The organism is Actinoplanes sp. 13 (genome assembly GCF_056134165.1).
This window is the reverse complement of sequence record NZ_JBVYOQ010000005.1, coordinates 240,707-261,218: the sequence shown is the minus strand read 5'-3', so window position 1 is coordinate 261,218 and position 20,512 is coordinate 240,707. Positions and strand designations below refer to the sequence as shown.

General features: G+C 74.6%; 12 protein-coding genes. 3 read left to right on the top strand and 9 right to left on the bottom strand.

Annotated elements, in window-relative coordinates:
- Positions 1-7: 7 nt before the first annotated feature.
- The 7 genes from AC0NH5_RS13690 to AC0NH5_RS13660 all read right to left on the bottom strand — a co-directional run bounded on the left by AC0NH5_RS13690 (position 8) and on the right by AC0NH5_RS13660 (position 14,310).
- The gene (locus AC0NH5_RS13690; protein ID WP_474403426.1) at positions 8-1,744 is read right to left on the bottom strand and encodes a hypothetical protein; all 1,737 of its coding nucleotides are present in this window, start codon (positions 1,742-1,744) and stop codon (positions 8-10) included.
- Positions 1,741-5,451, bottom strand: coding sequence for a DUF5682 family protein (locus AC0NH5_RS13685; RefSeq protein WP_474403424.1), 3,711 nt, complete (start codon positions 5,449-5,451; stop codon positions 1,741-1,743). Before AC0NH5_RS13685 ends, AC0NH5_RS13690 begins: the two co-directional genes overlap by 4 nt.
- Positions 5,444-6,553 carry an ATP-binding protein gene (locus AC0NH5_RS13680; protein WP_474403422.1) on the bottom strand — a complete coding sequence of 370 codons (1,110 nt, stop codon included), beginning with the start codon at positions 6,551-6,553 and terminating at the stop codon, positions 5,444-5,446. The genes AC0NH5_RS13685 and AC0NH5_RS13680 overlap by 8 nt, the downstream gene beginning before the upstream one ends.
- Positions 6,550-11,262: a hypothetical protein gene (locus AC0NH5_RS13675; protein ID WP_474403420.1), complete on the bottom strand. Its 4,713-nt coding sequence runs from the start codon at positions 11,260-11,262 to the stop codon at positions 6,550-6,552. The genes AC0NH5_RS13680 and AC0NH5_RS13675 overlap by 4 nt, the downstream gene beginning before the upstream one ends.
- Entirely contained in the window at positions 11,259-12,131 is an 873-nt protein-coding gene (locus AC0NH5_RS13670) for a DUF4132 domain-containing protein (RefSeq protein WP_474403418.1), read from the bottom strand. The genes AC0NH5_RS13675 and AC0NH5_RS13670 overlap by 4 nt, the downstream gene beginning before the upstream one ends.
- 242 nt (positions 12,132-12,373) lie before the next feature.
- On the bottom strand, positions 12,374-13,258 hold the full coding sequence (locus tag AC0NH5_RS13665) for an NAD(+)/NADH kinase (RefSeq protein WP_474403416.1): 885 nt from the start codon (positions 13,256-13,258) through the stop codon (positions 12,374-12,376).
- Complete coding sequence (locus AC0NH5_RS13660; RefSeq protein ID WP_474403414.1) at positions 13,255-14,310, bottom strand: SPFH domain-containing protein; 1,056 nt, start codon at positions 14,308-14,310, stop codon at positions 13,255-13,257. Before AC0NH5_RS13660 ends, AC0NH5_RS13665 begins: the two co-directional genes overlap by 4 nt.
- 62 nt (positions 14,311-14,372) lie before the next feature.
- Here AC0NH5_RS13660 and AC0NH5_RS13655 point away from each other — a divergent pair, with 62 nt between their 5' ends.
- Complete coding sequence (locus tag AC0NH5_RS13655; RefSeq protein WP_474403412.1) at positions 14,373-15,053, top strand: NUDIX hydrolase; 681 nt, start codon at positions 14,373-14,375, stop codon at positions 15,051-15,053.
- A gap of 66 nt (positions 15,054-15,119) precedes the next feature.
- On the opposite strand, the gene AC0NH5_RS13650 is transcribed toward AC0NH5_RS13655, so the two are convergent.
- The gene (locus tag AC0NH5_RS13650) at positions 15,120-15,296 is read right to left on the bottom strand and encodes a DUF1059 domain-containing protein (RefSeq protein WP_474403410.1); all 177 of its coding nucleotides are present in this window, start codon (positions 15,294-15,296) and stop codon (positions 15,120-15,122) included.
- 147 nt (positions 15,297-15,443) lie between these two features.
- Here AC0NH5_RS13650 and AC0NH5_RS13645 point away from each other — a divergent pair, with 147 nt between their 5' ends.
- Together AC0NH5_RS13645 and AC0NH5_RS13640 are read left to right on the top strand one after the other, a co-directional pair.
- Positions 15,444-18,245: a TIM-barrel domain-containing protein gene (locus tag AC0NH5_RS13645; protein ID WP_474403408.1), complete on the top strand. Its 2,802-nt coding sequence runs from the start codon at positions 15,444-15,446 to the stop codon at positions 18,243-18,245.
- A 157-nt stretch (positions 18,246-18,402) separates the two neighbouring features.
- Positions 18,403-19,362 (top strand): MerR family transcriptional regulator, encoded by a 960-nt coding sequence (locus AC0NH5_RS13640; protein WP_474403405.1) that lies wholly within the window; start codon positions 18,403-18,405, stop codon positions 19,360-19,362.
- Here AC0NH5_RS13640 and AC0NH5_RS13635 read toward each other — a convergent pair.
- Positions 19,349-20,434 carry a M15 family metallopeptidase gene (locus AC0NH5_RS13635; RefSeq protein ID WP_474403403.1) on the bottom strand — a complete coding sequence of 362 codons (1,086 nt, stop codon included), beginning with the start codon at positions 20,432-20,434 and terminating at the stop codon, positions 19,349-19,351. The genes AC0NH5_RS13640 and AC0NH5_RS13635 overlap by 14 nt on opposite strands.
- Positions 20,435-20,512: the final 78 nt, after the last annotated feature.

The following is a 20,512-nucleotide window of genomic DNA, read 5'->3' as shown; positions in this document are numbered from 1 at the left end:
GGGACCGTCATGTCGCGGTCCACGCCGCGCGCGTCACCACCCGGCCGGCGGCCTGCTCGTAGGCCGCCGCGGTCAGCCACGCCCGTGCCAGCAGCCGGGCGTCGTGCGGGTCCAGCCGGCCGAACCCGTCACGTGTCCGCCGCACCCCGGCGGCGCCGAGCCCGCCGAGGACCGCGGCAGCCGTGTTCAACTGCGCGGCGGCCAGCCGTCGCACGTCGTCGCCGACCCCGCCCACCAGCACCGATCGGCCGGCGGCCACCACCCGCTCCAGGTGATGCCGCAGCAGATGCAACGGTGGCGCCGGCATCTCGGCAATGTCCGCGACCGGCGGAGCGCCCGCGGCAGCGGGCAGGTCGGCGCGGGACAGCCGGACCCCTCCCAGGTCGACATGCCCGCCGTGGCTCGCCGGAAGCCAGGAAGCGGCGAACGCCAGCCCGGCCACCCGGCGCGGCCCGGCGAAACGGCCGGCCAGCCGCAGCCGATGGCCGACGGCATGGCTCGCCAGGGCGCGCAGGTTGGCGACGTAGGGCAGCCCGGGATCCTCGTTCGGCGCCGCCACCGCGATCGTGCGGGCCGGGTGGTCGAGGTGCAGCAGCAGTCCACGATGATCCGAACCGAGCACGACACCTTCCAGGAACGCCAGGTCATCGCGGTCACCGGTCAGCCACCGGTCGACCTGGTCACTGAGCGACACCCGCCAGAGACCGTCCAGCGGAGGGCCGAACCAGGTCGCACCACCGGCGGATACGGCCTGGCGTGCGCGTCCATGGCTGAGCCGGCCGGTGGGCGAGGCATGCGCGTTGATCGCCAGAAGGCCGCCACGGGCCAGGTCGTGGTGGCTCAGTCGGACCTCACCGAGCTCCACCGACGACCCCGTCGTGGCGACCGCGATGCCCTGACCCACCGGCTTGACGTCGGAGACCGTCCAGATGCGGCCCTCGTCGTCGGCCAGATGGGTGGCGGCGCCGGCATGTCCGGTGGCGGCCCGCACCGGCTCGCAGAACAACCCGTAGAGCCGCAGATCACCCACCGGCTCGTAGTCGCGGCGGGCCACGCCTGCCGCCGTCACGTCCCCGCCGGCCAGGAGATGACAAGCTCTGAGCAGCTCGAACAGGTCAGCGTGCAGGTCAGCCAGCCGGAACGCCGGTTCGTCGGCCCGCGCGGCGCGGAGTCGATCGACAACGCGGATCCCGGCCGCGGCAGGCGCGTGCAGACCGGTGGCCCGCCCTTGGTGCACGGCCCGCAGCAGGTCGGCCTGCGCGACCGCCCCACCACCGGGAATCCCCGACGCGAGCAGGGCAGCGGCAGCGGCCGTCAGATCTTCGGCGGCCTCCCGCTGCACGGTGCTGACCGCCGCCGAGGTCGCCCCGGCCGGCACAGATGGCGCAGACGGCTTGGACGGCTTCGAATCCGTCAAGGGCGATGCGGCCGGCGGGCGTGCCGCAAGCTCGCTGCCGTCGGGCGCATCGGTCGCGAGGACCGGCGCCACGCTCAGCACCGCGGCCCGATGCAGACACCGTGGCGCGAGCAGACAGCTGCACCGGGCGCCCGCCGCCTCCGTGACCGGGACAGTCAGCGTGACGGCGACCTGATCGCCGGGGCGCACGACGACGAGCGGGCCGTCCTGCTCGGCCGGCCACGTCCGGGCTTCGCCGGCGACCGCGTCCAGCCGCTTGCGGAGCCGGGCGGGCAGGGCGGCGACCGCGTCGGCGGTCACCGCGGCGGCGACCGGTGGCAGCGTCATCGAATGTGCTCCCCGATCCACCGGGCCAGTTCGGTGGGGCTGAGCGCGGCCACCGGCATGCCCGCGGCCACCAGTTGTGCGGCGATGCCGGCGCTGTAGCGGGGCCGCCCGCGGTCGTCGAGGCTGGCGCAGCCGAGCAGGGTGGCGCCGTCGTCGGCCAGGGCGCGCGCCGAGGCCAGCAGGTCACCGACCGAGAAGCCCTCCTCGAAATCGCTGATCGTGATGACCAGCGTGCGCCGGGGGACCACCGTGATCTGCCGGGCGTACCGCAGCCCGGCAGCGATGTGCGTGCCACCGCCGACCCGGATCTCCAGCAGCAGCGAGAGCGCGTCGCCGACCCGGTCGGTCAGATCGATCACCTCGGTGGAGAACGTCACGAAGTGGGTGCGAAGCGCCGGGACACCGGCCAGGATCGAGGCGGTCAGCGCCGCCCAGATCGTCGACTGCTCCATCGAACCGGAGACGTCGACGAGGAGAATCACCTGCCAGTCGACGCTGCGGCGGCCGGGACTGCGGAACACCGGCTTCTCGGGTACGACTTGCGCCCGCCCGTCCGCCCCGACGCGCACCGCGTGCAGGTTGCGCCGCACCGTCGCCGCCAGATCGAGCCGGCCGGTGGGCCGTCGGGTGGGCCGGGGGGTGCCCAGCCCGGTGAACGCGGGCCGGATCCGGCGCGCCAGCTGTGCGGTGAGTTCCGCGGTGAGCCGGGCGACGAGCGGCCGCAGCCGGGCCAGTCGTCCCTCGGGCAGCCCGCCCGCCATCGACAGCACCGCGTGCAGCAGGTCGACCGACGGCCGGACACGTTCCGGATCGACGGCCAGCACCGCGTCGAGGCGGCCCCGCTCGGCTGCCCTGGCCAGCACCTCGTCCCGCACGTCCGCGCCGAAGAGCTCCTCCAGGTCGGCCAGCCAGTCCCGCACCTGCGGGTAGGCGGCGTCCCGCCCACCGCCCGCGGCCTGGTCCACCGTGTACGCGCCTTCGCCCCGCCCCACCCCGTACAACTCGTCCAGGGCCGTGGCGAGCCGTCGCTGCCGGGCCGGCACCCGATCGGTCTCCCGCCCGAGCAGCAACCGCCACCGCTGCACCGCCGAGATCGCACCCAGCTCGCCGGCATGCTCGGTCCAGCCCCGCCCCACCCCGGGCGCCGGCCCTGAAGGCGCCACCGAAGAAGGCGCCGCCAAGGAACGACCCGGCGCTGAGATCGCCGGCATGGAAGGCGCCGACGCCGACGGCCCCGCGGGGATGGCGTCGAGGCCCATGGCCCGCAACGCCGCCAGCCCGGCCCGGTCGGCGGACAACCAGGCGGCCACGGCGGTGCCGCCGGCAGGCAGGGCGTCCGGAACGTCACCGTGTCGTTCGGTGACCGTACGCAGCAGGCGGTCCCGATCCGCCGGGCTGAGCACGTCGAACCCGCCGCGCAGCGCGGGCAGCCGCCGGACGAAGTCGTCGTCCGGCATGTGATCGATCCTGTCCAGCAGCGGCGCCAAGACCTCACCGCCGGCCTGCAGCAGCGCCCCGGCGACGCTGAGCGCGCCTCGCAGCCGGTCCGTCGCTCCCGAGTCCGGCAGGTCCGCCCACGATGCCAGCCGGCGGCCGAACGCGCCGGTCTCCTCGTGCCCGAGCATGACCCCGAGCGCGCTCGCGGCCCCGCGCATCAGCGGCGAGCCGTCCCGGGCGAGCGCGCGGATCGCCTGGCCGAGCCGGAGCAGCCGCCCCGCCTCGTCCGCGGCCCGCACCAGGTCGTGCAGCGCCCGGGCATCGTCGATCCGGGTCGACCCGGCGAGCCCCGGCAATGCCGCGACCGCCGCGGCATGCAGGTCGTCCCGCACCTCGGCGAGGCGGTCCTGCGTCACGCCGTCGCCGTGGTGGCCCGCGTCCAGCTCCGAACCGGGGTGGCCCGCGCCCGGCTCCGAACCGGGGTGGCCCGCGCCCGGCTCCGAACCGGGGTGGCCCGCGCCCGGCTTCGAACCCGGGTGGCCCGCGCCCGGCTCCGACCCAGGGTGGCCCACGCCCTGCTCCAACCCCGGGAAGTGCCCGCGCTCGACCCGCCGCAGCAGCTGCAACCCGGTGACGATCTGCTCGACACTGCCACCCTGTCCCACCGCCTGCCGCACGTCGGCGAGTCGTGCCCCGGCCAGCCCGGGAAGTCCGCACGCCGCGCTCTGCTCCAGACCGTCCAGTGCCTGTGCGGCGGTCGGCCCACCGGCCTGTTGCTCCCGCCGTCGCCGGGCGGCCAGCATCCCTTCCGCCGCCTGCGCGAGCGTCACCCCGTGCAGCCCGGCGACGGCCAGCGCCGCGTCGGTGGCCGGGGTCCACTCCACCCGCCACGTGCTGGTCAGTGTCTCCGCGCCGGCAATCGGGCCCGGCCGGCCGGCACCCGCGGTCCCGGCCCGTCCGTACGGGGAGCCGCAGGCGTCCAGCCGCTGGATCACCAGCTCGCGGGACCGGTCGGTCGGTGATCGCCCGTCGAGGCGTATGCGCCGGGATCCGGCGCCCGCGCCGGGAAGCTTCAGCCCGGCCAGCTCCCTCTCGACCGCGGGCACCAGGCCGGTGGCCGGGACACCCGGCGCCAGCCGCCCGCGCCGCCGCCCCACCAGCACCGTCTCCATGGCTCGGGCGACACCGCGGCCCGTCCCGGCCGGCGCGCCCTGCGCCAGCACGGTCTGCAACGCCTCGACCAGCTCGCCGCGGCCGGGGGCGGGCAGCGCCCGGAGCCCGGCCAGGTCGGCGGCCAGCCGGGCGACCTCGGTGGCTTCGCCCGGTCCGGCCGGCTGCCCGGAGGCCCGCAGTTCCCGGGTGACCTCGACGGCGAACGTGTGTGTCGCCAGCCGGATCCGTTCGGGGTCGGCCCCGCAGTCGTGGACCGCCTGCTGCCAGCGCGGGTCCCGGATGCCGGCCGGATAGCCGGAGCGCGCGTCGAGCAGGTCGAACGTGTAGGGCACCAGCGAGATCACCGGCTCGGATCCCGCGGCGCGCTCGTCCAGGGCGGGCCCGTCGAGCAGAGCCGGAGCGTGGAACGCGCCGACGACCACGGAGACCCGCCCCCGCGTACCGCGAAGAGCCCCGCGCATCCAGGCTTCCCGGCGCAGGTCGAGCGGATCGGCTCGTCGCCGCATGGCCCACCCGGCGGCGAGCGCCGCCCGCCGCACCGCCTCCGGCGAGCTGCCCGGCGCCCCGACCTCGATCCACCGGTCCCAGAGGTCGTCCCCGGTCCGCCCCGAGAGGCCGCCACGCACCAGGTCGGCGAGCGCCGGCGAGCCGGGGGAGGGCGCGCGCGGCGGCGTGTCGGGGGAGGGCGCGCCGGGCGGCGTGTCGGGGGAGGGCGCGCCGGGCGGCGTGTCGGACAGGTCCGCGCGCCACGCCGGATCGGTCAGCGGCAGATCGCAACAGATCACCGGGATCCCGGCGGCGCGGGCCCACCGCATCGCCGCCAGCTCCGGGCTGAAATCCGCGAACGGATAGAACGCGACCGGCCCCGCCGTCCCCGCCGCGGCCAGAGCCACCGGCGTGACCGTCCCCGGGTCCGCCAGCCAGCGCACCCACGGCTGCATCTCCACCGGCAGCTCGACCAGCACCGCCTCCGGCGCGAACGACGTCAGCAGCGCGGGCACCGCCGCGGCCAGCACCGGGGAATGGTGCCGCACCCCGATCAGCTGCACCCTCTCGTCGGACGCCAGACGCGCGACCGCCGACCGTGGATCAGTCACGCAGCACGTCCCGGTGCTCCCACAACTGCCGCCACATCCGAGACCCGGCCTCGGCCCGCCGCCGCAGGGCCCCGTCCCAGTACGCCAGCAGTCGCGCGGCGTCCGCCGGATCGTCCTTGCGCACCACCCCGAGCAGGTGACCCGGCAGCAGCGAGAGCGGGTCCGGGCCCGGCAGATAGGCGGCGGACAGCCCGATCGACGCGGCCACCGCCACCGCCTCGGCGGTGCTCATCACCGACGACGGCCGCTCCACCTCCCAGCCTTCGGCGCTGACCCCGGTCCGCAGGTCCCGGAACGCCGTGACCAGTGTCTCCAGCACCGCCTCGTCCACCGCGAAGGCGGCACCGCCGCGTTCGACGGACGCCCTGGCCTGCCGGGTCACCAGTGCGACCTCCGCGTCGAGGTCGGCGATCGGCGGCACCACCTCGAAGTTGAACCGCCGCTTCAGCGCCGCGGACATCTCCGACACCCCGCGGTCGCGCAGGTTCGCCGTGGCGATCAGGCAGAACCCGGGTGTCGCGTAGCTCGTCGCCCCGTCGCGACCGGCCAGCTCCGGCACGCTGATCCGGCGCTCCGACATGATCGACACGAGCGCGTCCTGCACCTCGGGGAGACAGCGGGTGATCTCCTCGACCCGGGCCACGGCGCCGGTCGTCATCGCGGTGAGGATCGGCGACGGCACCAGGGACTCCGGCCCCGGTCCCTGGGCCAGCAGCAGGGCGTAGTTCCACCCGTACCGCAGCTGGTCCTCGGTGGTGCCGGCGGTGCCCTGGACGGCGAGCGCGCTGGTGCCGCAGATCGCCGCTGCGAGCAGCTCGGACAGCATCGATTTCGCGGTGCCCGGCTCGCCGACCAGCAGCAGGCCGCGCTCCCCGGCCAGAGTGACCACGCACCGCTCGACCAGGGCACGCTCGCCGACGAACTTGGGCTCGACGACCCGGCCGCCGATCGGTGTGCCGCCGGAGCCGCTGATGAAAGTGACCACGGCACGCGGCGTCATCCGCCAGCCCGGCGGGCGGCGGCCTTGGTCGGCGCCGGCCAGGAAGGCGAGCTCCTCGGCGTACCGGTGCTCGGGTGGGTCGATCTGGCGGACGTCGGTCACGGCTGCTCCCGCAGGTCGTCGTAACGCGGCACGTCGCCGTCGGTGATCCGGGACCAGGCGGCGGCGAACAGGTCAGGAACGCTGCGGGTGACCACCCGGGCCCGGTCCACGGTCAGGAACCACTCCTGGTCCTTCCAGGTCTCCAACGGCAGCATCGGCGCTCTGGCCGGCCGCCAGCCGCCGGGCAGGAACACGCCGCGCCCGGCCCGTTCCCGTTTCGCGGTGACCACCAGGCCGGCCGTGAGCAGCGCCTCCCGGGCCGCCCGCAGCTCGGCGGGTTTCCAGCCGTTCCAGGCCTGCACCGCCTTGTCGGTGGGGTCGGGCAGGGCGAGCAGCTGCAGGTAGTACGCCGCGGCGGCGGTGTCGAGGCCCTGCCGCCCGCTCACCTCGGTGACCAGCGCGGGCACGCTGACCCGGGGATCGCGGTGCTCACCGCGGGCGCCCGGCGGGGTGGCGACCACCTCGTCGATCCATCCGGACAGGAGGAGGCGCAGCGCCGGCGCGGTCGCGTCGTCGACGAAGCCGATCGCCGGGTCCTCCGGGCCGGACAGCTTCGCCGGTGCGAGATGCACCGCCACGAAGTCCTGGCCGCCGGCGCCCTGGACGAGCGCCGGCCCGAGGTCCGGGACGTGCCCGGCCGTGAGCATGCCGTTGCCGACCAGCAGCTCCGGGTTGCGCAGCCGCTCGCGGACCAGCCGCAGAGCCTCCGGAAGGGCGGCGCGCAACGTGTCGTCCCAGCTCAAGGTATACGCCAGCCAGGGGAGGGCGACTGCCGCCGCCCGCAGGTGGTCCTCGGTGAACGGCGTGCCGCTGACCGCCTCCGTCCGGAGGTGGTAATAGCCCGCCGCGGTGCTCCGGCCGTCGGTGCTCAGCCAGTCGCCGGCGACCGGCGTGGCGATCGCCTGGAGCACCGGCGCCGCCAGCCGGTCGTCGACGAAGCGGGCCAGCTCGGTGACCAGCCTGTCCGGCACCTGCATCCGGCGTCCGCGCAGCCGGATCCACACCTCGGCGACGGCGCCGATGTCCGGGCCGTGGTCCCAGAGCGCCACCGGGTCGGCCGGCATCGCCGCGTCGAGCAGCGCGACCCGCTGCGCCGCCGGCAACGTCTGCAAGGCGGCGCGGGCGACCTTGGCGGCGGCCGGCGTCAGACCCAGCAGCTTGCGCCGGCCGGGGCTGAGGAAGTTGGCGTGCCAGGACTGGAGACCGGGGAGGCCGCCCAGCAGCAGCGCCGCCTCGGCGCGGGTCATGCCGGTCGCCGCGGCCAGCGCGTCCACCGCCTCGGGCCGCCACGGCGCCGGGCCACGCTCGGCGAGCAGCGTGCGCAGGACGTGGATCCGGTCGCTGGTCAGACGGGCGCCGGGCCGGGCCTCGTCGTGCAGGGTGGTGCCCTCGGGCAGGCGGAAGGCGCCGTCCGGGGCGACCTGCACCGCGGGCCGCCGCCAGGTCCGGCGGGAGCCCGGGTGGTGGTCCTCCACCGGGAACAGCACGGTGATCTGCGAACCGTCCCGGAGGACCTCGGCCTCGCGCATGGCCATCCGCTCCTGGTCGAGCTGGACCACGCGCAGCGGCGGGCCGTCACCGGCGAGCGGCGTCCCGGCGACGACGCCGAGGAAGCCGGTCAGCGCGGGCCGGTCCTCGTCGGGGGTTGCCGCGGAGGCCGCTCGCAACCCCACGGCGCCCAGGCCGGAGAGCAGACTGATCCACGCCCCGCTGAGCGCCCGGGGGAGGTCCGGCGCGGCTCCGCCCAGCACCGCGCCGACCCGGTGGATGTGCTCGATCATCTCGTGCCGGCCCGCGGCGGGTCCGCTGTAGAAGCTGAACGTCCGGCCGTCGTGCAGCCCGCTCCACGCTTTTTCCAGCGCGTCGTCGGTGACGGCCGGCAGCGCCGGATCCTGCCCGGGAGCCGCCGACAGATGTCCGGGGATCTCGGCGGCCCGCCGCCGCAGCCGCACCGCCCGGGCGACCACCTCGGCGATGCGGGCGCGCAACGTCTCGTCGGTGACGGCCGGTAGGTGCTCCGCGATGTTCGCGGCGACGGCCTGCCTGACCGCAGCGGCGGCGGTGACGGCCGGATCGACGGCGAGCAGCGCCGCCGTGGTCCGCTCGTCGATCGCCCGCAGCGCGGCCGAGCCCACCGCGTCGCGCGGGCGCAGCGCGTGCCACCAGGCCGGCGGTGGCAGGGTGCTGGACACGTCGGTCAGCTCGGCCAGCACGTGCGCGCCGTCGGCGGTCCACAGCCGCAGCCGGTGATGGTGGTAGCTGCCCACCCGGCTTACCGGCAGCGGCACGGTGGACCCGGGCATCAGGAGCGCGCCGGTGAGGACCTCGTCCTCCTGGGTGGGCCGGGCCCGGCCGGCCGGCAGCGTGGCCCGCCGGCCGTCGACGCCCTCGCCGGTCTGCGTGCCGTCCGGCGCTCTCGTGGTGCGCCACCCGACCAGACCGTCCCGCATGCCGAGCGGCGACGCGGCGAACTCCTCGGGCGCGGGCCGCAGGTCACCGCTGTCGGCCACGAACGTGTCACCGGCCGCGGCGAAGAACGCCGGGCGGCTGAACCGGCCGGCCTTGCCGGTGGCCGGGTCGAACTCGCGCCAGCGGGAATCCCAGTCGCCGGCCTCGTCGCGCGCCCACTCGCAGCGCCAGAACGCGTGCCCGTCGCCGGCCAGCGGATGGCTGGACGCCGGCCCGCGGGCGTCACCGGCGTGCACCGGGCCGGCGCCGGTGGTGATCCCGCCTCCGGGCAGCGGCAACGGGACCGTGCGTCCCTGGTCCCAGGTGCCGTGGAGCAGGTCGTCCGGGCGCGACGACCAGTACGCCACCATGCCGTCGTCGCCGCGCCACCGGACCAGCAGGTCGCCGTCGACGAGCATGCACTCGGTGGTCGACCAGTAGACCGGCGCCGACCGGTGACCGGACGGCGGGAACCGGAAGAGGTGCTCGGTGACCGTCCCGTCCGGGGCGATCACGCGGGCGGACCTGTCGTCGTTCAGCACCAGCGACGGCCACGCCGTCCCGACGTGCAGCTGCTTCACCTGCGCGGCGGCCGCCTCGTAAGCCGGCCAGGAGAACTCGGCGGGCACGCCGGCCCGCAGCGTCCGCGCGACCACGGCCGCCATGTCGATGCCGGCGAACCGCCCGAACGCCGCCGGCGCCAGCGCTGTCCCGGCCGGCGACCAGAGCGGGGCCAGCTCCTTCAGCGTCGCGTCGAGCCCGGTCACCGTCGCGCCGGCGGCCTGCCCGGCCCACTCGGTGATCAGGCCGGCCAGCACCGCGCGCACCCCGGCCACGCCGAACGTGTGCGCCAGCACCGATTCCGGCAGCGCGGAGCTGCTCAGGCCCTCGCCGCTCCGGGACGCGCGGAGGGCGTCACGGGCGCCCTCGGCGAGCATCGGCCGCCAGCGCGGGTGACCGGCGATCGCGGACAGGTCGCGGCGTCCCGGCCCGTCGTCGCCGCTCCACTCGGTGACGTTGAGCGTCTCCCGGCGGTGCGCCGAGCCGGTCTCGGCCCGCACCCCGCCGGACAGGCACAGGTCCAGCACGTCCAGCTCGATGCGCCACGGATGGTCGGCGAGCCGCACGGGGCCCTCGGTGGCGAGCCGGGGCAGCATCCGCTCCACCTGCGCCAGCAGGGGAGCGCTGCGCCGGCCCTGGACATAGCGGGACCGCCGGCTCGTGAGCAGCCGCTCCAGCCAGCGGCCGGCCGCCCCGGCCGGGCACGCGGGGCTCGGCGGGCCGGTCAGGTCGCCGGCCGCGCCGGCCTCGGCCAGCAGCTCCAGCCACTGGTCGGTCATGTCGCTGCCCCAGCCCGGCGGCTCCGGGACGATGCCGAGCAGGCGGGCGCGGACCGCGGCGTCCCGCTTGCCCAGCCGCACCAGCACCCGCCTGTACGACCTCCAGAACGACGGGTGGGCGCGGGCGACCGCCGGATAGGTCAGCAGCCGGGACACCACCTCTTCGGCCTGCCGGTCGGTGTCGAGGCCCGCCGACTTCGCCAGCCGGGCCAGCTCGGCCGCCATCGTCGCGTGCGGCGGAAGGCCGCCGGCCACCCGTTGCAATGCCAGGGTGCGAACCAGCTCATACGCCTCGGGGGCGGGCCGCCGCGCGACGACACCCCGTGCGTACTCCGTCAGCATGGCGGCGGTGAGCGCCCCGGCGAACGCGAACTCCAGGTGCACGTCCCGCACCCGGTCCTCGTCGATGGTCAGCCCGTGCACCTGCTCGGCCTGCCGGGCCCGGGCGAAGCAGGTGCCGGCCATCCGCTGGTTGTCCGCCTCGAGGAAGGCCCGGCCGGCCTGCTCCCAGAACGTCGGCAGGAATGCCGGCGCGGCCGCTCCCAGCCGGACAGCCAGCTCCTCGTAACCGTCCTTGGCGTTGCCCGGCTTGCTGCGCGCCGTCCGCGCGAGCCGCTCCATCGACTTCACCAGTGCGAGGGCGTGCCGCCCGTTGGCCGGGTCGTTGACCAGCGCCCAGGCGGGGAAGCCGAGCGCCTGCCGGCGCGCATGACCCACCTCGACCGGCTCGGCAGCGGGGGAGAAGCCGAGGAACTCCATCGACAGGTCCTCGGCCGGGCCGACCGTCGCGCCGACGAGCCGCACGACGGTCCGGCCGTCCAGGACGGGGTGCTGATAGGCGCGGGCCGTGACCGCGTCGACCTCGCCGCCCCGGGCCGGGCCGGGCCGGATCGCCCCGGCCTCCAGCAGCTTCTCGCTCATTGCCCGTCCCCCTCGTCCACGACCCGGCCGGCGTGCAGCACAGCCGCCATGCGCAACCCCTCGGACCAGGCGACCGGCGGCACGTCGGCGAGCCCGACGGCCTCGCCGGCCGCGTCCGTGAAGGACAGCTCGGACAGCTCGGCCTCGGCGCCCGGGTCGCCGTCACCGATCCACACCGAGGCCACCACGGCGCCGCCCGCCTCCCACACCTTGCAGACCGCGGTGCCGCCCTGCACGCGGTAACCGGAGGAGGTGGCCCGGGACTGCGCGTGCCGCAGCTCCTCGAAGCGGGCCCCGGCGAAGCGCTCGATCTCGCGCCGCTGCCCGGCCGCGCTGCCGGGCTTGCGCCACACCTCCCGGAACAGCTGGAGCAGGCCCTGCTCGACGCCGAGGTCGGCGGCGAACTCGCGCAGGTCGTCGAGGCCGGGCAGCAGCACCGGATGCGGGACGGCCACCGTGTCGGCGGTGATCCGGGCGGTCTCGCCGTCGAGGTCGACAACGCCCAGGCCGGTGGGGGAGGCGTCGCGCAACAGGCCGGCCGCGGACACGTCCCACCCGGCGGCGGTCACCGGCACCACCACGACGTCCCGCAACACGGCCCGCCACGACTCGTCGGCCCAGACCTGCGCGAGCACGGCCGCCGGCACCGGCAGCGAGCGGATCATCCAGCGCTCGGCCTCGGCCCGGCAGGACTGCTCGTGCCGGCGCAGCCACTCGACCAGCTGGCGCAGCCCGGTGACCGCCTCGTGCTCCTTGATCGCTTTCGGCATGCTGCGCAGCGCCCGGCCCTGCGCCGTCCGCGCGACGACCTTGCCGCGCTCGACGGTTATCTCGTAGTCGGCGCCCGCCGCCAGCCAAGCCATCGCCATCCCCCTCGTTCGACGTGCGGCGGATTGTGTCACCGGGGACCGACACTTTCCGGCAGACCCCGGAAGCCGCAGCGATTGACATCTTTCGATGAGACGCCTAACGTCGCCGTCAGGAAAGCGCTTACCTGCAGCGAGCGTGCCGTCCCCGACTCGGCCGCCGGCCCCGCGGCGGCCGAGGAGAGTCTCGCTGGAAGTGGTGGCGTCCGCCCAGTCGCCAGGGCGGGCGCCACCACGCGAAATGCTCATACCACGAGGCTGAGCCGCCGCCCGGCCACCTCGATCCGCACCCGCTGCCCCCACGACAACTCCAGCGCGTCAGCCTCCAGCCCGTCGGCGAAGACTACGAGGCGCTCCGACTCGCTGGTCAGTTCGAGTCCTTCGTCGCCCCGCAGCACCCCGGAGACCAGCGACGTCCCGGTGACCGGCGACGGCCACGCCTCCCGCACGAACCAGCACACCGCCGGATCCGACACCCCCGGCATCTCCGGCGCCGCCGCCCGTTCCCGCGCGATCGACGCGCACCACCCGGTGGCCCCCGTCCCGGTGCCGACGATCACCCCCGACGACGACTGGCGCTCCCGCCCGCCGGCCGGGACGGACACGACGTACCGCGCCGACTGGTGTCCCGCGTGCCCGACGAACACCTCGTTCAGCCCGTACAGCTCCTGCCCGTCGTCCAGCCGCGCCACCACCATGGACCGCTCCTGCGTCTCCCGGCGCGCCCGCAGCAACCCGGCCACCGCCTCCGGCCGGTGCCGGACCAGCACTCCCGGGTTGCGCCCCGGCTCCGGATCAACTCCGATCACCGGCTGCCCCGCCAGGTACTTCGCGACGTTCGCCACCAGGCCGTCCGGCCCGACGGCGACCACCACGTCCTCCGGCGCGAACAGGAACCGCGGCAGGTCCGCCCGCTCCACGTGCCCGCGGCGCCAGTCCGGCGGCACCCCTGCGCCGACCGCGACCAGCGCGTCCCGCAACGCCGTGTCCCGCGCCGTCACCTCGTCGAGGTCACGACCACGCTGCCGCAGGAAGAAGGCAGCGGCGCCGCGGGTGCCGTGCCGCGCCAGCAGCTCCGCGAGCTCGCTGCGCCGCGAGACGATCACCACCCGGGGCGGCAGGCTGCTCATCCCAGCCGCCCGGCCAGCTTGCTGAGCAGGTCCGGGGTCACCGTCAGCTCACCGATGGCCGGCACGTGCCCGGCCAGTTCCTTCAGCGCCAGCGCCTGGAGCACCGCGGGCGGCACGTCCCGGTAGGCCGACAGCCGCGCACTCTCGGCCTCGGCCTCGGCCAGCCCGACCACGCGCGCCCCTGCCGCGCGTGCTTCGTCGCGTACCCTCGTCGCCTCCGCCTCCGCGGTGGCCTGGCGCCGCAGCCGCTCGGCCGCCGCCTCGCCCGCGACGTCCTTGCGGGCCGCCTCGGCCCGCGCCGCCACCAGCTGCGTCTCCGCCTCCAGCTCGGCCTCGCGGCGGGAGTTCGCGCCGTGCTGCTCGACCAGCTGCTGCTCGCGCCGGGCCAGCTCGATCTTGCTCTGCAGTTCGTTCTCGGCGATCGCCCGCTCCTGCTGCACCGCCCGCGCCCGCCGGGCGTAGGTCGCCGCGTCCGCGTCCTGCTGCACCTGCTCACGGGTCGGCGTCTGCAGCGCCCGCTCGAGGTCCGGCTCCGGGCGGATCGCCACCACCCGGGCGCTGACCACCGACACGCCGGTCTCGGTGAGCCGCGGGTCGGCCGCCAGCGCGGCCGCCACCGACTCCCGGACCGGCGCGATGCCGGTGGTCAGGGCCTCCGCCAGCGGCAGCCGGGCCAGCAGGTCCAGCGCCGGCTGCTGGGCCAGCTCGGCCAGCAGCCCGGCCACCTGATCCAGAGGCTGGCCCCGCCACGTGCCCCGGTAGGGATCGATCGAGAAGTCCAGCCGTCCCGCTGCCGCCGCCGGGTCGCTCACCCGGTAGGTCACCGTGGCCTGCACCGTCACGTCGGCGAAGTCCTCGGTCCGCGCGTGGAACATCAGCGGCAGCTCGCGGTCGTCGACCGGCACCTCGGACAGCACCGCGGTCAGCGGCCGGTACCAGAACGACAAGCCGGTGCCCGCCCGCTTCGCCCGCCCGCGCACCGTGTGACTGACCCAGCTGGTCGGCGCCGCCCGCAGGTGCCGCAGGTGCAGTCGCCGCGTCACGTCAGCCATGTCCCGTACTCCCATCGTTTTTCGTCATCCCGACGATAAAGATAAGCGTTATTATCGTCAACATGACGCTAAACATGGCGGCCGTCACAGTCGACCTGGTGCTCCTGACCATCCGCGAGGGCACCCTCAAGGTCCTGCTGATCCGCCGTGGCATCCCGCCTCACCGGGGCAGCTGGGCTCTTCCCGGCGGTTTCGTCCACCCCGACGAGGACCTCGGCGCCGCCGCGATGCGCGAGCTGCGTGAAGAGACCGGCCTCGACCCGGAAGGAGGCCATCTGGAGCAACTCGCCACGTACGGCACGCCGGGTCGCGACCCCCGCGGCCGGGTCGTCACCGTCGCCTACCTCGCCCTGCTGCCCGACCTTCCGGCACCCACCGCGGGCAGCGACGCGGCCGGCGCGGCCTGGCGCCCGATCGACGAGATCGGCCTGGCCTTCGACCACGACCGCATCCTCGCCGACGGCCTCGAACGCGCCCGCGCCAAACTCGAATACACCCCGTTGGCGACGGCCTTCTGCGCACCCGAGTTCACGGTCGCCGACCTGCGGTCCGTCTACGAGACCGTCTGGCAGACCCGCCTCGACCCGCGCAACTTCCACCGCAAGGTGACCACCGCCGAAGGCTTCGTCGAACCCACCGGTCACACCACCGTGCGAGACCGGGGCCGGCCCGCCCAGCTCTTCCGCCGGGGGCCGGCCAGGACGCTCCATCCACCTCTGATGCGTCCTGCGGTACGCGCCTGAGCGGCCGCCTGTGCATGATCGCTGTCCGGCCCGCGTCGCCGCCTCGAAGGTCGCCCCGGGCCGGAGCTACGCCGGCTTGAGGTGGGTCTTGACGACCTCGACCAGTTCGGGAGTCCACTCCATCGGCTGGTGGGCGGTCTTGGTGTGCAGCTCGACGTGCTGCAGGAGTTCGTCCTCGCCGGGCGCCGTGAACTGCGCCGGGCAGTCGTTGTTGAAGTCTGCGCATCGAATGGTTACAGCCATGGCCGTCTCCTACCCCGCGATCACCGCCTCAATCTGACGGCCGCCGGCCGGGGTCCGGAACTCCCTTGATCCATTGACTTCGGTCACCGGTGGATGACAGCGTTGTCATCGATAGGTTTCCAACGTTTACCGCAGAGGGAGCGTCTGTTGCGCGATCTCGTCCGACGGAGGGTCGCGGCCGCGGCCTCCCTGATCCTGGTGACCGGCGGCCTCGCCCTGGTGCCGTCCTCGTCCGCCCTGGCCACCACACAGCAACGGCAGACCGTGGTCGCGGGCGACGCCCGCTTCCAGGTCCTCTCGCCCACCCTGATCCGCACCGAGTACGCCGCCGGCGGCCGGTTCACCGACGGCGACACGTTCAACGTGATCGGCCGCGACGACTTCGCACCGACCCGGTTCAGCAAGCGGATCTCCGGTGGCTGGCTGACCATCGACACCGGCGCCGCCACCCTGCGGTACCGGCTCGGGTCCGGGCCGTTCTCCGCCGGCAACCTCACCGTACGGCTGAAGACCGGCAAACAGACCGTGACCGCCGCACCCTGGGCGGGTCAGGGTGCTCCGGACTGCGTGCCCGGCGCCCTGTGCGAGGCCGAGGGTCTCGCCCTCAACGGTGTCAGCGCGGCGACCGATCACCGTGACTTCACCGGCCAGGGTTTCGCGGCCGGCTTCGAAGGCACCGGCACCTCGCTCACCTTCGCCGTCACCCCGGATGCGGCGGGCACCCGGCAGCTCGGCGTCCGTTACGCCAACAGCACCGGCGGGGACGGCCAGAACGTCACGCGCACCCTCACCGTCACGGTCGACGGTGTCGCGGCCGGCACCCTGAGCCTGCCGCCGACCGCCGACTGGGACACCTGGGCGCTCACCTCGGTGCCGCTCGACCTGACCGCCGGCCGGCACGAGATCGGCCTGGTCCGCACGGCGACCGACTCCGGCAACGTCAACGTGGACAGCCTGGCGGTGCTCACGCCCGGTGCCGCGTACCCCGCACCGGTGCCGCCCAGCCCGCAGCCGTGCGCGTTCGGCACGGTGTGCGAGGCGGACACCGGCGCGCCGGCCGGTGGCGCCCGGCTCGCCGACGACCACAACGGGTACTCCGGTGAGGGCTTCGTGGCCGGCCTGGAACGGACCGGGGCCGGGATCGCCCTCACCGTGACCGGCGTGCCCGCCGCGGGCGACCACCAGGTGCAGGTGCGGTACGCGAACGCGCAGGCCGGCAGTCAGCCGGTGCAGTCACGGACGATGACCGTGACGGCGAACGACGCCACGCCGGTGACCGTCACCCTGCCGCCGACGAGCGGGTGGGACTTCTGGCGTACCCGATCGGTGGTTGTGCCGTTGAAAGCCGGCACCAACACCGTGACGCTGGGGTGCCCCACCGACCAGAGCTGCAACATCAACGTGGACACCGTCGCGGTCACCGCGAAGAGCTCGCCGCTGCTCGCCCCGCACGCGCCGCTCGGCGGGTACCGGCGCGGGCTGGACAATGTCAACGGCGGCGCGCGCACCTACGCCGGTCTGCTCCACCAGGACGGCTGGTCGCTGCTCGACGACTCCGCGTCGGCGCTGTACCGGCCGCGCACCGGCACGGTGACCCAGCGCCCGGCCCGCGGCCAGGACGGCTACGTCTTCGCGTACGGCCAGGACTACCGCCGCGCGCTGCGGGAGCTGTCCACCCTGACCGGGCCGACGAAGCTGCTGCCCCGATGGGCGTACGGCGTCTGGTACTCGCAGTACTTCGACCGTACGGCCGCCGAGTTCCAGGACATCGTGGCGCGCTTCAAGAGTGAGGGCGTGCCGTTGGACGTCCTCGTCGTCGACACCGACTTCAAGGCGCCGGACAAGTGGAACGGCTGGTCGATCGACCCGACCCGGTTCCCCGACTGGAACGCGTTCGCCGCGTCGCTGCGCAAGCAAGGCGTGCGCACCGGCCTGAACATCCACCCGAGCATCCTCGGCTCCGACCCGCGCTTCGCCGAAGCACAGGCGATCGCCAAGGGCAAGCTGCAGCGGACCGGCTGCAACGGCGGGCCGGACTGCTACGTGTTCGACTTCGGCGACCCCGACCAGCTGAAGTCGTACCTCTGGCTGCACGACCAGATGGACGCCTCGGTCGACTTCTGGTGGCTGGACTGGTGCTGCGACGCCGCCCGCTCCACGCTGCCCGGCGTCACCCCGGACGCCTGGATCAACAAGCAGTACGCGGACCTGACCGGGTTCGCGTTCTCCCGGGCGTACGGGTCGCTGCAGGCCGGCGGCTACGCCAACCCGGGCCCGGTGGCCACCGGACCGTGGGCCGACAAGCGCACCACGCTGCACTTCACCGGCGACACGATCTCGAACTGGGAGACGCTGCGGTTCACCGTCGGCTACACCCCGGGGGAGTCGGCCGCCACCGGCCTGGCGTCGGTCAGCCACGACATCGGCGGCCACACCGGCGGCCTCCAGGAGCCGGGCGCCGAGCCCGGCAGCACCAAACTGCCCGACGATCTGTACGCCCGATGGGTGCAGGCCGGCACGTTCCAGCCGATCGACCGTCTGCACTCCAACCACAGCGACCGCCTGCCCTGGCAGTACGGCGAGGCCGCGAACGCCTCCGCGAAGAAGTTCCTGAACCTGCGGAAGCGGCTGCAGTCCTACACGTACGCGGCGGCGGCCGAGGCCACCCGCACCGGCACCCCGATCACCCGGGCGATGTACCTGGCCTACCCGGGTGAGCAGGAGGCGTACGCGACGGCCGGCAGCCAGTACCTCTACGGCCCGGACCTGCTGGTGGCACCGGTGACCACGCCGGGCACGACCGCCTCCACGACGGTGTGGTTCCCGCCCGGCAGCACCTGGACGGACTACTTCACCGGCAAGAAGTACCGGGGCGGCACCACCGCCTCGATCACCACCACGCTCGACACGATGCCGGTCTTCGTCCGCTCGGGGGCGCGGAAGCCGTGATCGATCGATGACGCGGGTGCCGCGCCCCGGCACCCGCGTCACCGACCGCCGCAGAGAGCGAGCAGTGTGTGAAGTTGGGGTGCGATTCGCGCCCTTACTTCACACGCAGAGGGCGAGGGCTTGACCTTCCAGCGGCTGGAGCGTTGAGGATTTCCCCATGGACGACGACAACGGTCTGCTCACCATCGGTCAGCTCGCGCGCCGCACCGGCCTCGCCGTGCGTACCCTGCGGTTCTGGTCGGACGAGGGCGCGATCCCGCCGGCGGGCCGATCCGCGGCCGGCTACCGGCTCTTCGACGCCACGGGTGTGGCCCGCGTCGAGCTGGTGCGCACGTTGCGGGAACTGGGCCTTCCGCTCGGCGACGTGTGCCGGGTGCTCGACGGACGGGCCACCGTGGCCGAGGTCGCCGAGGCGCACGTGGCCGCGCTCGACGTGCGGATCCGGTCCCTCAAGGTCAGCCGGGCGGTGTTGTCGACCGTGTCGAAACGTGGCTCCACGACGGAGGAGACAGCACTGATGAACCGGTTGGCGCGGCTTTCGGCTGCCGAACGCATGCAGATCATCGACGATTTCAAGGCGGACGTGTTCGGTGGCCTCGACCTCGAGGAGAGCCGGCGAGACAAGGTGCGCGAACTGCGGATGGATCTGCCCGACGATCCCACCCCGGATCAGGTGGATGCCTGGATCGAGCTGGCGGAACTGCTCCAGGATCCGGAGTACCGGTCGCGGATGCGGGTCTTCCTGGAGCTGAACACCCCGGTGCCCGGTGGGGCCAAGCCGCCCGGGGCGAGCATCTGGTGGGCCCGGCAGGTCGTCGAGAAGGTGGCCGAAGCCAGGCGGGACGGTGCTCGCCCGGACGGTCCCGCCGCGGCCCGGCTGGTCGCCGGCATGTTCGGTGATGCGGATCCGGCTGCCGTGCTCACCTCGTTGGAAGCCGGGATCGGGGCGGGCATGGAGAGGTACCGCCGGCTCGTCGCCCGGGTGCGCGGACGGCGCAGCTGGCCGGACGCCACCGAGGACCTCGACTGGCTGGCGACGGCGCTGCGAACCACCGTCGGGCCGTGCGTCGGGGGAACGCACGGCCCGGCGGATCGCGGTGGCGTCAGCCGCCGGTGATGGACCAGTGCCAGGGCTCGGAGGGCAGGTTCACCAGGCCGTACTTGCCGGCGTTCGCGGCCAGCCACGTGAACGCCGGGCTCTTGCGGCTGGTGATGGTGCGGCCGCCGGAGGTGATGTCGATGGCCAGGCCGATCTCGTGCAGGGACCGGCCCGGGATCGCGGTGGGCACCCGGCAGGAGGAGGCGGGCGCCGTCCACACGTCGGGGCATCCGTTGATCTTCCGCAATTCGATCTGCCGCTGCTTGGTGCGGAAGCCGCCGCCGGAGAGCGGGACGCCGGCCCTGGCGGCGTCGTCGAGCATCCGCTTGAACGGCAGCGCCACGATCTTGTTGACGGTGACGCCGTAGACGGTGCTGGTCTGGCTGAGCGTGAAGGCGGCGCGGGTCTGCGTGACGGCCTGGCCGCTGATCGCCCGGGCCTGCGCGACGAGGTCGGCGCTGTACTTCGGCTGGGCCTTGATCCTCGTCACCGCGGTGGTGACCGCCGTGGTCGCCCTCTGGTGGGCGAGCGTCGTGGTGGTGACCTGCTTCGTCGCCGCGTCGTGCGCGGTGCGTGCGGTCCTCAGCGTCGCCGCGGTCTGCCGGGCGGTGGCCGCGCGGGCCGGGACGGCGGCGCCGGCCGCGTTCAGGGCCTGCTGCGCCCGCGTGATCCGCTTGGGGCTGCGGGGGCGCTGCTTCTTCGCGGTGGCCAGGACCTTCTTCGCCATGACGACCGTGTTCTTCGCGGACGTGTGTGCCGCGCGGGCCTTCTCGTCGGCCGTGGTGGCCCTGGTCAGGGCCGTCGCGGCAACGTTCTGTGCGGTCCGGGCCCGGGTGGCTTCGGTGTTGCGGGTGGTGACGGTGGCGCGCATGGCGGGCAGCTGCCCGGCGAGCCGGGCCGACTCCGCCTCGAGGGCGAACTTGCGCTGCATCAGTTTCGACCACGTCGTGGCCGCGGGGGCGGGCGCGGGTGCGGCGGCTTGCGCCGGGGCGGCGGCCGCGGTGAGGGCCAGGATCATGGCCAGGGCGGGGGTGGCGAACCGTTCGACTGTGCGGCGTGTCGTCGTCTTCGTTATACCGTCGCCGTTCACTGCGGCTGACTCCTCCCGGTCGTTGCGGGCGCCGGTGGCCCGCCTCTACGTCCATGCCGTATCGGTGACCTCTCGCGT